Raw genomic sequence first — 15,188 nt, 5'->3', positions numbered from 1 at the left:
CTAGAACCTCCTCCTGTACTCAACCTCAGTGAATTTTATTGTGAACCTTGCAGGCCTTTCTATTTCAAGTTCCCCGTCTATCTGCTCCACGAGGTTCCTGACGATCCTGAGGCCCAGTGTGCCTGATCCCTCAAGGTCAAGGTCCTCCGGGAGGCCGACCCCATTATCTGAAACCGTCATTTCGTATCCCTCGCCGGTACTGTGGACTTCAACGGTGATTTCACCCTTACCATCAGGGAATGCATACTTGAGGGAATTTGATACCAGTTCATTGATTATGAGGCCGCAGGGGATGGCTGTTTCAATGTTGAGCCTCACATCATCCACCTTCACCCTCACATCGATGCCGTTACTGTCTGCTCCATAGGAATCCAGGAGGTCGCTGAGGAGTGTCTTGATGTAGTCCCTGAGGTTAACCCTTGAGAGGTCCCTCGACTCGTAGAGCTTCTCGTGTATGAGGGATATGGCATCTATCCTGTGCTGGCTGTCCCTGTAGAGGTCCCTCAGTCTCTTGTCGCCGGTGGTGGATGCCTGGAGCATGAGGAGTGTTGATATTATCTGGAGGTTGTTCTTGACCCGATGGTGCACCTCCCTTAAGAGGAGTTCCTTCTCCCTGAGGGACCGCCTGAGGCGTTTCTCAACGGATTTCCTGTGGGTTATGTCCATGAGGGATATGAGGCACCTCTCACTCCCCGGGATCACAACGGAGGTTGCGAAGAAGTTTCTCTCCTCACCCTGCCGGTTCCTGAGGACCACCTCGAAGTTGTGGGGGATGGCATCCGGGTTGATACCTTTAAGGCGGTAGTATGCCTCGATGCGAGCTGCGTCAGAGGCGTCAACAAAGTCTGTGAACTTCATGTAGCCCTGGATCTCGCCCTTACTGTAACCTGAGAACTCCTCAAAGGCTGAGTTCGCAAGTTCAATCACCATGTCGCTGCCGCAGATTACAGTGAGTGTGCCTGTGTTTTCGAAGATTACCCTGTACTCCTCCTTGCTGGATTTGAGTTCCTTCTCAATACGTTTCTGGGCGGTCACATCCTTACCCATGATATATATGAGCTTCTCATGGTCCAGTTCAACTGCTGTTACCGATGTGTCCAGGGTGCGTCCCCGGAGGCCCACCCTGAACTTCAGATGGCCGCCCTCTCCATCCCTGAATATCCTGTCAGCGTCCTCCTCATGGATCCACTCCCTTATGTTTCTCCCGATTATATCCTCCCTGAAGGACTTGAGGAAGCCTGCGGCTGCAGGGTTAACGTCCAGTATGATGCCATCGGTTGAACAGATGAATATCGGGTTTCCTGATTTCTCAAAGAGTGCCCTGTATTTCCTTTCACTCTCTTCAAGGGCTTTCCTGGCCTTTTTAATCTTTCTCTCTTCTTCAGCCTCCTGCAGCGCCCTCCTGAAGGCAAGTGGAAGTTTTGACAGGTTATTCTTAAGTACGTAATCGGTGGCCCCTGCCTTGAGCATGTCAACAGCGAATTCCTCCCCGATCTTTCCACTGACAAATATGAAGGGGATGTCATAGTTCTCCCTCACAATCCTCAGGGCAGATACTCCGTCGAAGCTGGGGAGTGCGTGGTCTGCAAGTATTATATCCGGGCTGAATTCCTCAAGGGCCCTCCTGAATGAGTCCTCGCTGTCAACTGTGAGGTGCTCGAATTCTATACCATCCCTCTGCAGTTCCCTTATGACAAGTTCAGCGTCAAGCGGGACGTCCTCAAGTATCAGTACCTTCAATTTCTCTGACATTCCGGTTCCTCTTCATTACGGTTAATGAGCTCAAGACACCTTAAGCCTGGAAATTTTATTGTGGGCTCTTCACTGGTGTCTGGTCTTCAAGACATGCCTATTCCGGGGGCTGGTTTATGATCATCCAGTAGAAGCCAAGGGTTGAAACTGCGCTTATGAATTCATCGAACTCCACCGGTTTGCTCACGTAGCTGTTCACCCCAAGTTTATAGCTTTCCACTATGTCACGGTCCTCCTTGGAGGATGTTAGAACCACGACCGGGATCTTGCTGGTTGAATCATTTCTCTTGATCTCCTGGAGTACCTCGAGGCCGTCAACCTTGGGCATCCTCAGGTCCAGGAGGATCAGTTTTGGGAGGTTCTCCGGATCCCTATCAGAGTAGGAACCCGATGCAAATATGTAGTCAAGGGCCTCTGCCCCGTCCTTCACCCAGTGGAGCTTGTTGGCAAGGTTGTTCTTCTTCAGGGCCCTTATGGTCAGTTCCGCGTCTGTGGGGTTATCCTCAACCAGGAGTATATCTGCATCTGTCATCATTTCACCACCTTTGGAAGTGTGAAGTATATTGTTGCACCACCATCAACCTTTCCTTCACCCCAGACCCTTCCACCATGCCTCTTTATGATTCTCTGGACTATTGAGAGTCCGACTCCTGTCCCCTCGAATTCTTCCTGGCTGTGCAGTCTCTGGAAGAGTCCGAAGAGTTTGCTGGCATACTTCATGTCAAAGCCGGCGCCGTTATCCTTAACATAGTATGTGTGTTCATCACCACCATCCATGTAGCCGACCTCTATCACCGCGGGGTCCCGGTCCCTTGTGAATTTTATGGCGTTTGACAGGAGGTTGCCCATGACCTGCCCCATGAGGGCGCGGTCAGCCATTGCAGGTGGAAGATCAGCCACCGAAAACTCTATTGAACGCCCCTCCTCCTGGGATGCGAGTTCCCTGTAGGTTGACTCTGCCAGTTCCCTCATGTCAAGCATTGCAAGGTTCATCTCCTGCCTGCCTGCCCTTGAGAGGAGGAGTATGTCGTCTATGAGCTGACCCATCTTCCTTGTGTTATCCCTTATTATCCCGAGGATCCTTACCCCCTCATCATCGAGTTTATCCTCATAGTCCTCCACGAGTATCCTTGAAAAGCCGTCTATAGCCCTCAGGGGGACCCTGAGGTCATGGGAGACAGAGTATGCGAATGCCTCAAGTTCCTTGTTCGCATCCTCAAGTTTTTCAGCCTGTTTCTTCAGTTCAAGGTTCAGTTCCCTCAGAGAGCGGACCTTTTCAATCCTCTCGATGAGGAGGGCCACCATGAACGTGAAAAGTAACAGGAGAACCAGTCTGAAGAGCTCATCTGATATGTTAAGGCCAACTGCCCTTGTCATCGGCTGGAGTATCAGGAGGGCCACGAAAACTGCCAGAACGAGGACCCCCCATTTAAGGGTCCTTGAGGACAGTTGAGGGATTGCAAGCAGTGGTAGAACCAGTAACATGCCATGCACCCAGCTAAAGGAGAACATCAGAGCGGCTGCTGCAAGAATCATTAGAACATCGTCATGCTTCATCATAACCACATAAAATTTCTGGTTATGATTATATAAAAAAATTTCCTTGATATGGCTAAAAACATGAGAGTCCAGAGAAACAGCAAAAAATTCCATGACCAGAAGAGGAGAGTCAGAAAAATCAGCCGGACCTCTGGAAGAGCAGAGATCCGTGAAGAGCCATGCGTTTCATGGACCTCTTATCCATGAAATGATAAGAGTGGATCAGATACCTCACTGATGCAGGGATCATCCTGTATCCTGACCCACAGGGACCTTCTGGCTGCGTTCATCCGCCAGGACCTCCCTGAGGAAGCGGCCGGTGTGTGTACCTGATGCAGCAACCTCCTCTGGTGTTCCCTCTGCAACGACGAGGCCACCCCTCTCACCACCCTCGGGTCCGAGGTCTATGATGTGGTCCGCGGACTTTATAACATCAAGGTTGTGTTCTATGACAACGGCGGTGTTCCCGGCATCCACAAGCCGTCCCAGGACATTGAGGAGCTTCTTGATGTCATCGAAGTGGAGACCCGTGGTCGGCTCATCAAGGATGTACAGTGTACTGCCGGTACTCCTCCTGCTGAGCTCCTTCGCAAGTTTCACCCTCTGGGCCTCACCACCCGAGAGGGTCGTTGCGGGCTGCCCGAGTTTTATGTAGCCGAGGCCCACGTCATAGAGTGTCTGGAGCTTCCTCCTCACCTGGGGTATGTTCTCAAAGAATTCGAGGGCCTCCTCCACGGTCATGTCAAGGACCTCCGCGATGTTCCTGCCCCTGTAGCGTATCTCAAGGGTCTCCTCATTGTATCTCCTGCCCCTGCACACCTCACAGGGGACGTAGACGTCTGCCAGGAAGTGCATCTCTATCTTGATTATACCGTCCCCGCCGCAGGCCTCGCAGCGCCCGCCCTTGACGTTGAAGCTGAACCTGCCCGGCCTGTATCCACGCTTCCTGGCCTCAGGTGTCTGGGCAAAGAGCTCCCTGATGTGGGTGAACACCCCTGTGTAGGTTGCCGGGTTTGAGCGTGGTGTTCTACCTATGGGTGACTGGTCTATCATCACGACCTTATCGATGTGCTGGAGGCCCTCAATGTCGGTGTGCCTCCCGGCGTTCATGTGCTTGTTGTTGAGCCTCTCATAGACACCCCTGTAGAGTATGTCATTGACGAGTGTGCTCTTCCCTGACCCTGAGACCCCTGTGACACAGGTGAACAGTCCCAGGGGTATCCTGACGTCGATTTCTCTGAGGTTGTTCTCGGCAGCGCCCCTCACAGTCAGGTACCTTCCTGATGGCCTCCTCCTGACCTCGGGTAGGGGTATTGTTTCCCTACCTGAGAGGTAGGCCCCTGTGAGTGAATCCGGGTCCTCCATTATCTCCTCAGGTGTGCCCTCTGCAACCACACATCCCCCGTGTTCACCCGCGCCCGGTCCGATGTCTACAACGTGGTCTGCCGAGAGTATTGTTTCCTCATCGTGTTCCACCACTATGAGGGTGTTCCCAAGGTCCCTGAGTCTCTTTAGTGTCTCTATGAGCCTCCTGTTGTCCCGCTGGTGGAGTCCTATGCTGGGCTCATCCAGGATGTAGAGGACCCCCACAAGGCCGGAGCCTATCTGGGTGGCGAGCCTTATCCTCTGGGCCTCCCCCCCTGAGAGGGTTCCTGATGACCTTGAAAGTGTGAGGTAATCCAGGCCCACGTCGATCAGAAAGCGCAGCCTCTCCCTTATCTCCTTGAGGACCTCCCTGGCTATGTACTCCTCGCGTTCGGTGAGCTTGAGGGAGTCGAAGAATTCATGGGCCTCCCTGATTGACATCTCAACAACGTCATGTATTGATCTTCCGTTGATGGTGACTGAGAGGCTCTCCGGCCGGAGCCTGCTTCCCCCGCATACCGGACAGGCGTGGTTGCTCATGAACCTGCCTATGTAGGTCCTCATGTAGTTGGACTTGGTCTCCATGTATATCCTCTCCATGCGGGGTATGACACCCTCGAAGCGCCTGTTCACCCGGTAGGTCCTGTTTTTTCTCTGAAATACGAACTGTATCTTCTCATCGGTCCCGTAGAGGATGGCCCTCCGGTGTTCCTCGTCCAGGTCCCTGAAGGGTGTGTCGAGGCTGAAGCCGTAGTGTTCGGCCACCGCCCTCAGCATCTGGTGGTAGTAGTTGTCCTTCTTCCCTGATTTGCTCCAGGGCACAATGGCGCCCTCGTTTATCGAGCGTTCAGGGTAGGGCACCACCAGTTCAGGGTCGATCTCAAGTTTGCTTCCGAGGCCGTTACACTCAGGGCAGGCCCCATGGGGACTGTTAAATGAGAACATCCTGGGGCTGATCTCCTCGAAGTTTATGCCGCAGTCAGGGCAGGCAAAGTGTTCACTGTAGATCCTCTCCTCGCCTGTGTCATGGTTGAGGACCCTGACGGTCCCCTCCCCCAGCTGGAGGGCTGTTTCAACGGAGTCCGCAAGCCTCTTTCTGAACTCCGTGTCCATCCTCACAACCAGCCTGTCCACAACAACCTCTATTGAGTGCTTCCTGTTCCTGTCAAGGTCGAATTCGTCTTCAAGGTCGTGTATCTCACCGTCGACCCTGACCCTCACGAAGCCCTGCTCCCTGAGCCTCTCGAATACACGCTGGTGTTCCCCCTTGCGGTCCCTGACCACAGGGGCGAGTATTATTATCCGTTCACCCTCACCGTCATCCATTATCCTGTCGACTATCTGGGTCGAGGTCTGCTGCTCTATCTCCCTGCCGCAGAGGTAGCAGTGGGGTTTACCTATCCTTGCAAATAGCAGCCTCAGGTAGTCATAGATCTCTGTTATTGTCCCCACCGTTGATCTGGGGTTGACCCGGGTCGTCTTCTGGTCGATGGATATGGCCGGTGACAGCCCCTCTATGTAGTCCATCTCTGGCTTCTTCATCTGTCCCAGGAACTGCCTTGCATAGGCTGAGAGGGACTCCACGTACCTGCGCTGCCCCTCAGCGTATATCGTGTCGAAGGCCAGTGAAGACTTTCCTGACCCGCTTATGCCGGTTATGACAATGAATTTATCCCGTGGAAGTTCAAGGTCCACGTTCTGGAGGTTGTGCTCCCTGGCACCCTTAATGACTATTTTACCACTCATGATCCTCAGTGTCTCCAAAACTCTTTAATCCTGCATTAATTCTCATTACCCGGAAAATGTTTAATTGCTCTTAAGGGACATTATCCTGTCCCTGATCCTGGCGGCCCTCTCGAATTCAAGGTTCCTTGCAGCGTCCCTCATCTCTGCCTCCAGGTCCTTTATTATGAGTTCAAGTTCATGGTCCGGTATCTCATCCACCTTCAGCTCCTCAACGTCCTTCTTCTCCCTGAGGGTCCTCCTTGTACTCCTTGGTTTTATGCCATGCCTGCGGTTGTACTCCATCTGCAGCTTCCTTCTCCTGTTGGTTGTCTCAACCGCCGCCATCACTGAGTCTGTGAGCCTGTCGGCGTATATGAGCACCTCACCGTTAACGTTCCTGGCGGCCCTCCCGATTGTCTGTATAAGTGACGTCTCTGACCTCAGGAAACCCTCCTTGTCTGCATCGAGTATTGCGACCAGTGACACCTCCGGAAGGTCGAGGCCCTCCCTGAGGAGGTTAACACCCACCAGGCAGTCGAATTCTCCCCTCCTGAGGTCGTCTATGATCTCAACACGCTCGAGGGTGTCTATCTCTGAGTGGAGGTACCTGACCTTCACGCCGACCCTCGAGTAGTAGTCTGTGAGGTCCTCGGCCATCCTCTTTGTGAGGGTGGTTACAAGGACCCTCTCACCCCGCTCAACCCGCTTCCTTATCTCGGAGAGGAGGTCATCCACCTGGCCCTTCACCGGCCTTATCCTGACCTCAGGGTCCACCAGACCTGTGGGCCTTATGATCTGTTCAACGATGTTCTGGCTCCTTGAGAGTTCATACCTTCCAGGAGTTGCAGAGACATAGATCACCTGGTTCACGCTCTCCTGGAACTCGTCGAAACGGAGGGGCCTGTTCTCCCGGGCACTGGGTAATCTGAAGCCGTACTCCACCAGGGTGTCCTTCCTTGCCCTGTCACCGTTGTACATGCCCCTTATCTGGGGTACCGTCACATGGGATTCGTCGATGACTGTGAGGAAGTCCTCAGGGAAGTAGTCCAGGAGTGTGTTTGGTTTCTCACCCCACTTCCTCCCGCTGAGGTGCATTGAGTAGTTCTCTATGCCCTGGCAGTAGCCCATCTCCCTAAGCATCTCCATGTCGAACCTTGTCCTCTGTTCGAGCCTCTGGGCCTCCAGAAGTTTGTTCTGGGATCTAAGTTCAGTTAATCTCTCCTCAAGTTCAGCCTCTATTGACTCTATCGCCCTCTGGAGCCGGTCCTCGGGTATCACGAAGTGCTTGGCCGGGAATATGGTTACACGGTCCAGTTTCTGTATCCTCCTGCCGGTGACCCTGTGAACCGTTGATATGGAGTCTATCTCGTCGCCGAAGAATTCTATCCTTATGGGGGGTGTTCCATGGATGGGGTTGATCTCCACCGTGTCGCCCCGGACCCTGAACTGTCCCCTGTCGAATTCGACATCGTTTCGCTCATACTGCATGTTTATGAGGCCCTCCAGCACCTCCTCCCTGCCGGGGCCGGATCCGACCTCGAGGTGGAGGGTGAATTCACCGTAGTCTGCCGGTGCACCTATACCGTAGATGCAGGAGACACTGGATACCACGATGACGTCGTCCCTGGAGAGGAGGGACTGGGTTGCCGAGTGCCTCATCCTGTCTATCTCGTCGTTTATGGATGCCTCCTTGTCTATGTAGGTGTCTGTCTGGGGTATGTATGCCTCTGGCTGGTAGAAGTCATAGTAACTCACGAAGTACTCCACGGCGTTCTCAGGGAAGAACTCCCTGAACTCCTCGTAGAGCTGTGCAGCCAGGGTCTTGTTGTGTGATATTACCAGCGTCGGCTTCTGGACCTCTGCGATCACATTGGCCACTGTGAAGGTCTTACCTGAACCCGTGACCCCCAGGAGTGTCTGCTCCCTCATCCCGGCCTTTATACCGTTAACAAGGGACCTTATCGCCTTTGGCTGATCCCCGAGGGGTCTGTAATCTGATACCAGTTTAAACTTCATCACAAATCACTTAAAATAAGAACCTCATTCTATTGTGGGACTATATTTCAGGGTCAACTTATATATACCTTTGCCAGGATACATAAAGTTGAGTCTGGAGTCTCATATCTGACAGGGTATCCCACGTGTTCCATAATCCTGTGATGATACCCCCACTGAACTTGTTTTAAACATAAATCAGAGGATGGTAATGATAAATTGACGAGGGTTAAGGATCCAGAGAAGCTTCCTGATGCTACCGGTGTCTACATATTCCGCGACAGGGACGACAGGGTCCTCTATGTTGGCAAGTCCATCTCCATAAGGAAGAGGGTCTCGTCCTACTTCAGGGAACAGGAGAACCCGCGTCTGAGGATCATGATGAGGCACCTTGAGAGCATAGAGTACATTCTGACCCAGAACGAGAAGGAGGCCCTCATCCTTGAGTCCAACCTCATAAAGAGGTACAGACCCCCATACAATGTCCGTCTGAAGGACGATAAGAGGTACCCCTTCATCAAGATAACGGATGAGGAGTACCCCCGGGTCCTCATAGTGAGGACCATAGGGAGGGACAGTGCAAGGTATTACGGACCCTTCACAGACACCGGGGCTGTGCGCAGGACACTGAAACTCATAAAGTCACTCTTCAGGATAAGGAGCTGCAGGCGGATGGACGGGCCATGCCTCAACAGCCAGATAGACCTCTGTTACGCCCCATGTGATGGGAGAATCAGCAGGGAGGATTACCGGGAGATCATAGAGAAGGTTGACCTCTTCTTCCAGGGACGCTACCAGGAAGTCATTGAGGTGCTTGAGGAGGAGATGAAGGAGGCTTCGGAAAGACTTGAATTTGAGAGGGCTGCCAGGATAAGGGATCAGATTGAATCCATACGGGAGGTTATGGAGAGACAGCACGCATCCTTCACGGACTCCATTGACCAGGATATAGTGGCCCTCGAGAGGGGAGGGGATACATCTGCGGTTGTGGTCCTCCAGATACGTGACGGCAAGATCACCGGGAAGGACGACTTCATTCTCAGGGGCTCAGCCCCCCGGACAGAGATCCTTGAGGCCTTCCTCAAGCAGTACTACGCCATACCCCGGAGGGTGCCATCGGAGATACTGACCCAGTACCCTGTGGAGGACGGGGTCATAGCAGAGTGGCTCTCTGAGCTCAGGGGCGAAGAGGTGAAGATACACTCACCTGAGGGGGGCGCCGGACGCAGGCTCCTCAACATCGCCTGGAAGAATGCTTCTGTGATACTGAAACAGAAGGGAAGGGTCAGGGACGCCCTCCTTCAGCTCAAGGATGACCTCAAGCTCCCCGAAATACCCCGAAGAATGGAGGGCCTTGACATCTCAAACATTGCAGGTGAATCTGCAACCGGCTCGGTTGCCGTTTTCATCGATGGTAAACCATCCTCTGGATCCTACCGGAGGTACCGGATTTCAGCCCAGGGGCCCGACGACTATGCAATGATGAGGGAACTGGTTGAGAGGAGGTACTCCAGCCCTGAACTCAGGAAGCCCGACCTCGTGCTCATCGACGGAGGGAAGGGTCAGCTGGGAGTGGCCCTCGAGGCCCTCAAAAACTGCGGGGTTCATGTGCCGGTTGTTGGCATAGCCAAGAAGAGGGAGGAGGTTTACCTTCCAGGCCTATCCGAGCCCGTGGATGTGGATGATGGTGCACTGCAGATCCTCAGGCACCTCCGCGACGAGGCCCACAGGTTTGCTGTTAAGTATCACAGGACGATCAGGGACAGGGATTCCCTTGAATCGGAACTTGACGGTATAAGGGGTGTTGGTCCGGTAAGGAAAAGGGCCCTCCTTGAGCACTTTGGAAGCCTTGATGGTGTGAGGGATGCAAGTGTGGAGGAGCTGGCCTCCATCCCCGGAATGACCCGTGAGGTCGCAGAGAGGATACACAGGCACTTCAGTGGGGACCTGGCTGGCTGAATCCCTTCACCTGATCCTTCAATGAGCTAAAATTTTCCTAAAGACTGAATGGGGGTTTTAGAAAATTATTTATAACAACTGGCCACATATTAATATCTGGATAATGTGTGGGTCTTAATATCCCGATGTGGAGGATTAACGTCCTAACGCCTCTTTGATCCCATGGGATCTGTGAAAATGATGGTTTGGAGGATTAAATGTCGCCTACAAGTTTGCTTGTTGTTGAGGATGAGAGCATAGTGGCCATGGACATCAAGCACAGGGCTGAGGGCCTTGGCTACCGGGTTGTGGGGATCGCTGCTTCAGGTGAAGACGCTATAAAGCTTGCGCGTGAGGAGAAACCGGACCTTGTCCTCATGGAGATCGTCCTGAAGGGCGAAATGGATGGTATAGAGGCTGCAGAGGTTATAAGGGAGGAGATGGACATCCCTGTGGTCTACCTCACAGCCTACTCAGATGAAAAAACCCTCAGCCGTGCCAAGCTCACCGGGCCCTTCGGTTACATCATAAAGCCCTTCGAGGACCGTGAACTCCACAGCGCCATTGAGGTCGCCCTTTACAAACACAAGATGGACAGCAAACTCCGTGAAAGTGAGGAAAGATACAGGGCCCTCCTTGAATCATCCCCGGATCCCATAATCCTCATGGACTCCAGTTCAAGAATAGTTTTTGTGAACAGGGCCGTCGAGGAACTCACAGGACTCAAAAGGGAGCGTTTGAAGGGTAAAAAACTTTCAGTCCTCGAGAAGAGGGGTTTAATATCTGAGAGTGCGCTTAAAAGCATCCTCGACCTTTTCAATTCAGAGCATGAGGTCTTTGAAATTGAATTCACCGACCACAGGGGAGACAGGCACTTCCTTGAGATACATTCGACCAGGATTGAAACAACCTCAGAGAAGAACCTCCTCCAGATAATAGGCCACGACATCACAGGCCGTGTGGAGGCTGAGAGGCGCAGGGAGGAACTGATCAGGGAAAGGTCAAAGGCCGAACTCTACGGCTTTGTTGTCTCGGCTGTGCCTGTATTCGCATCATCAATTCCACCTCAGCTCAGAAATGCCATAATAAAGAACTTCGCTGACAGATTCGAGAAGAACCTCAAACCAAACTTCCAGAGGACCATGAAAAAACTGGGTGTTCTGGATGATATCATGGCCAGGAGGGAATCCCTGAGGGTCTTTGATGCCTATATAAAGTGGCTTTCAGGCTTCCTCAGGAACCTTGGTATTGAAACCGAGCTCAGGGGAGAAAAGCCGAGGTACATTCTCGAATTCAAGACATTTCCATGGATCAATGAGGCAAGGCAGAATCCAATCTTCTCCCTCATATTCAGGGCCATGCTGATGAGGAGCTTCACCTGGACAGGTATAAAGGGTAGCGTCATACAGACCTCAAGCCTCAGAAGCAGGGACGAAAACCTCACCTTCGAATTTCACCTGGTATAAAACCCGGAAGCAGGGGGACGAAGAACTCACCGGTAAGATCATTTCCCATAAATGGGGGGTTAACCATGGAAAGGAGAATATCGCGTACAGGTACGGGGATTAAGGGGCTTGATGATATAATAGGGGGCTACCCGCAGGGTAGGAGCATTCTTGTGACCGGTGACCCTGGATCCGGTAAGACCATAATGGGACTCCAGTTCGCCATTCAGAGCGCCAGAAGCGGCCTTAAGACAATATACATAACGACAGAGGAGGATGAAACTGACCTCAGGATCCAGTGCGCATCCCTTGGGTGGGACATCACTGATCTCCTTGAATCTGGTAAGCTGAGTATTATCGGCTTATCCGCAATGAGGGCCCGGCTTACAGAGGCGGAAATATCTATTGGGATAGAATCCGTCAAGGGAAACCTGAGGAAGATACTCGCCGAGATTCCAGATGACACCGAGGTCCTCATAATCGACAGTATAGGCAGCCACACAGAGAAGCTCACAACGGATGAGTTCAGGGATCAGTTCGACCTCCTGATCTATGAACTCAAAAAGAGGGACATCACTGCGATGATAATCCTTGACAGTGCAACCTCAGAGGAGTTCAATGATATAGCCCTCTACTCGGTTTACGGGGCCATAAGGCTGATAAAGAGGGAGAACCCCTACACGGGAAGGAGAGAGAGGGTCATGGACATCATCAAGATGAGGAGTACAAGAACACCGATTGAGTTCATACCCTACATTATATCAGACAGCGGCCTTGAAGTTATTGAAAACCCTGAGGAATAATCTTCTACAGGTTTCAGCCGGTGCCCTCATGGAGAGAGGGGTCCACGGGAATAAATAACTGATCTAAGTTCCACCGAATGCATAGAAATAACAGAATTGATTCCTTTTACTAATTCACCCCCAGATACATAAAAATAACAGAATTAATTACCTTATCTTAAAGGAGATTCATAATAATCAGATAAATTTATATATTATATTATTACATTAATTTTTATGGTTATTATTAGATGGAGGTTTTAACCTTGAATAAAAGGAAAGTCGTAATAAGGGTGTTCGAAATGAAAAGAGAGTGCGAATTTCCTTGGAAAACACGGGTCTCCGATGAGAACATCAATGAACTGCTCAGGGATATTATATACCCTGAAAACTTCGGGAATGGGGCTAAATATGTTGTTGAGGTCTATGACCGCTGGAGTGACAGCCCCTACATATTCTACTTCGACGGAAAAACGAAGCTGATGTCCAGCTAAAAAAATTATTGAGGGGAGTTACAATCTTTCAATTGCCTTAACAAGGAGATCAACGGTCATCTCGATGTCCTTCATGCTTGCCATGCTCACCGTTGTATGGATGTACCTTGTAGGCACAGAGACCACGCCTGCGGGTATCCCCTCCCTTGTGAGATGAATGGCGGTTGCATCGGTTGTACCCCCCTCACTCACCTCTATCTGGACAGGTATGTCCTCCTCACTTGCAGTCTCAAGTAGCCAGTCCTTCACACGTGGATGGGTTATTATACCCCTGCCACTGGCATCGGTGAGGATTATGGCGGGTCCGCCGTCGAGCTTCGCAGGGGCCTCCTCCTCCTTCATCCCTGGATGATCCCCGGCTATTGTAACATCCAGGGCCAGGGCCATGTCCGGGTTGAGCCTGAATGCTGAGGTCTTGGCACCCTTGAGACCAACCTCCTCCTGGACCGTTCCAACACCATAAACGGTTACACCGGTTTCAACCCTCTTTAGGACCTCAACCATTACAAGGCAGCCTATACGGTTGTCAAGGGCCTTCCCTGTGAAGCGGGAGTTGGCGAGTTCACTGTAGGGCGCATGGAAGGTTATGGGGTCCCCCACAGCCACCAGTTCCTCTGCATCCTCCCTTGAAGAGGCGCCTATGTCTATGAACATGTTATCATGGGTGGTGACCTTCTTCCTCTCAGAGGCCTTCATCCTGTGGGGTGGCTTTGAGCCGATGACACCCATCACGGGTCCGTTTTCCCCGTGGATCCAGACCGCCTGGTTGAGTATCATCTGGTCACTGATTCCGCCTATCTTTGAAAACCTTATGAAGCCCTTCTTATCGATGTGCCTCACCATGAGGCCTATCTCATCCATGTGGGCTGCCAGCATGATTGAGGGACCGGACCCCCTCTTCACGGCGATGATGTTACCGAGGCTGTCCTCCTCAATCTCATCGACATGTCCCTCGAGTTCAGATCTTATGATATCCCTTACCTCACCTTCAAATCCAGAGATTCCACTTGCAACTGAAAGACGCTTCATGAGTTCCTTCATGATTACCACCGGATCATCTAGCTGACTTTATGATTATCAGAATTCCGAGAATAACCAGGAGGGCCTGGGGCCAGAACCTTGAATACTGTGGGGGTATGATCCCTGCAGCGAAGGCAAACCACAGCATCCCTATTATCACCATTATAGCTCCAAGATAGACCCCCCAGAGCCTCCCTCCATCTGAAGGCCTTCTGGGTTTTCGCTTGATTTCCACTTCATCTTCCATGATTTATTCCTCCGGCTCTATTTATCTTCAAGGTGGATATAAAACCTTACTTGAAGAGATCACATCAGTAGGAGGCCCACATCCTGGACTTAAATAAACTTATTAAAGTATCCGGTACAATACATTAACATGATTTCAAGGGACCATCCACGTTACCATTCACTGATACAGAGAGAGATGATAACAGAGGCCTGGCGTAAGGGTATACTCGCAGATTCAGGCATGATCGCCCATGGCAGGGGTGAGGCCTTCGACTACCTGCTGGGTGAAAGGACCACAGAACCCGCTGCGAGGGCCATAAGAGCTGCTGCTGCAGCACTCCTCCTTGCAAAAAACCCTGTTATATCGGTTAACGGCAACACCGCCGCCCTTGTCCCGGGAGCTGTGGTTGAACTTGCAGATGCAATCGGGGGAAAGATCGAGATAAACCTCTTCCACCGGACAGAGAAGAGGGTCAGACTAATAGAGGAGGTCCTCCTGGAAAATGGTGCCAGGGAGGTCCTCGGAACAGACGAACTGCTCTACATCGATGATATAAAGAGTCCGAGGGCAACAGCAAGCCCTGATGGGATCTACAGTGCCGACGTGGTCCTGGTTCCCCTCGAGGACGGGGACAGGACAGAGATACTACGTAAGTCAGGTAAGACTGTTATAACCATTGACCTGAACCCGCTGTCAAGGACATCCCGGAAGGCAAGTATAAGCATAACAGATAACATTGTAAGGGCCATACCAGCCCTCATAGAAGCGGTAAGGGAACTTGAGGACCTATCCCGGGATGAACTTGAGCTTATCGTCGAGGAATTCGATAACCCTGAGAACATCAGGGAGACCCTAAAACTTATAGACCTCCGGAGATACAATCCAGAACTGTGAACCTGTGCAG

At 51.9% G+C, this 15,188-nt stretch carries 12 protein-coding genes; 5 read left to right on the top strand and 7 right to left on the bottom strand.

Annotated features, from left to right (window positions below):
* The 5 genes from MTCT_RS01920 to uvrB form a co-directional block, all read right to left on the bottom strand.
* Positions 1 to 1,752 (bottom strand): response regulator, encoded by a 1,752-nt coding sequence (locus MTCT_RS01920; RefSeq protein ID WP_010876085.1) that lies wholly within the window; start codon positions 1,750 to 1,752, stop codon positions 1 to 3.
* 97 nt (positions 1,753 to 1,849) lie between these two features.
* Complete coding sequence (locus tag MTCT_RS01915) at positions 1,850 to 2,287, bottom strand: response regulator (RefSeq protein ID WP_010876084.1); 438 nt, start codon at positions 2,285 to 2,287, stop codon at positions 1,850 to 1,852.
* A complete protein-coding gene (locus MTCT_RS01910) occupies positions 2,284 to 3,309 on the bottom strand; it encodes an ATP-binding protein (protein WP_231855329.1) in 1,026 nt (341 codons plus the stop codon). Before MTCT_RS01910 ends, MTCT_RS01915 begins: the two co-directional genes overlap by 4 nt.
* Before the next feature lie 228 nt (positions 3,310 to 3,537).
* Positions 3,538 to 6,402, bottom strand: coding sequence for an excinuclease ABC subunit UvrA (gene uvrA, locus MTCT_RS01905; protein WP_048176512.1), 2,865 nt, complete (start codon positions 6,400 to 6,402; stop codon positions 3,538 to 3,540).
* A gap of 60 nt (positions 6,403 to 6,462) precedes the next feature.
* Positions 6,463 to 8,400: an excinuclease ABC subunit UvrB gene (gene uvrB, locus MTCT_RS01900; protein WP_048175296.1), complete on the bottom strand. Its 1,938-nt coding sequence runs from the start codon at positions 8,398 to 8,400 to the stop codon at positions 6,463 to 6,465.
* A gap of 195 nt (positions 8,401 to 8,595) precedes the next feature.
* Here uvrB and uvrC point away from each other — a divergent pair, with 195 nt between their 5' ends.
* The 4 genes from uvrC (at position 8,596) to MTCT_RS01880 (ending at position 13,035) form a co-directional block, all read left to right on the top strand.
* The gene (gene uvrC, locus MTCT_RS01895; protein WP_010876080.1) at positions 8,596 to 10,335 is read left to right on the top strand and encodes an excinuclease ABC subunit UvrC; all 1,740 of its coding nucleotides are present in this window, start codon (positions 8,596 to 8,598) and stop codon (positions 10,333 to 10,335) included.
* A gap of 197 nt (positions 10,336 to 10,532) precedes the next feature.
* Entirely contained in the window at positions 10,533 to 11,780 is a 1,248-nt protein-coding gene (locus tag MTCT_RS01890; protein WP_048175295.1) for a methanogen output domain 1-containing protein, read from the top strand.
* A gap of 65 nt (positions 11,781 to 11,845) precedes the next feature.
* The gene (locus MTCT_RS01885) at positions 11,846 to 12,562 is read left to right on the top strand and encodes an ATPase domain-containing protein (RefSeq protein WP_010876078.1); all 717 of its coding nucleotides are present in this window, start codon (positions 11,846 to 11,848) and stop codon (positions 12,560 to 12,562) included.
* Between the two features lie 281 nt (positions 12,563 to 12,843).
* Complete coding sequence (locus tag MTCT_RS01880) at positions 12,844 to 13,035, top strand: hypothetical protein (protein WP_231855327.1); 192 nt, start codon at positions 12,844 to 12,846, stop codon at positions 13,033 to 13,035.
* Between the two features lie 18 nt (positions 13,036 to 13,053).
* On the opposite strand, the gene MTCT_RS01875 is transcribed toward MTCT_RS01880, so the two are convergent.
* The gene (locus MTCT_RS01875; RefSeq protein ID WP_048175294.1) at positions 13,054 to 14,076 is read right to left on the bottom strand and encodes a M42 family metallopeptidase; all 1,023 of its coding nucleotides are present in this window, start codon (positions 14,074 to 14,076) and stop codon (positions 13,054 to 13,056) included.
* 13 nt (positions 14,077 to 14,089) lie between these two features.
* Positions 14,090 to 14,302 (bottom strand): hypothetical protein, encoded by a 213-nt coding sequence (locus MTCT_RS01870; RefSeq protein ID WP_048175293.1) that lies wholly within the window; start codon positions 14,300 to 14,302, stop codon positions 14,090 to 14,092.
* A gap of 129 nt (positions 14,303 to 14,431) precedes the next feature.
* On the opposite strand from MTCT_RS01870, the gene MTCT_RS01865 reads away from it, so the two are divergent.
* Entirely contained in the window at positions 14,432 to 15,178 is a 747-nt protein-coding gene (locus MTCT_RS01865) for a 4-phosphopantoate--beta-alanine ligase (RefSeq protein WP_048175292.1), read from the top strand.
* The last annotated feature ends 10 nt before the right edge of the window (positions 15,179 to 15,188 follow it).

Source organism: Methanothermobacter sp. CaT2 (assembly GCF_000828575.1).
In the GTDB taxonomy this organism is placed as follows: Archaea; Methanobacteriota; Methanobacteria; order Methanobacteriales; family Methanothermobacteraceae; genus Methanothermobacter.
Note: the sequence above shows the minus strand (reverse complement) of the source record. Positions and strands in the feature narration are given on the sequence as shown.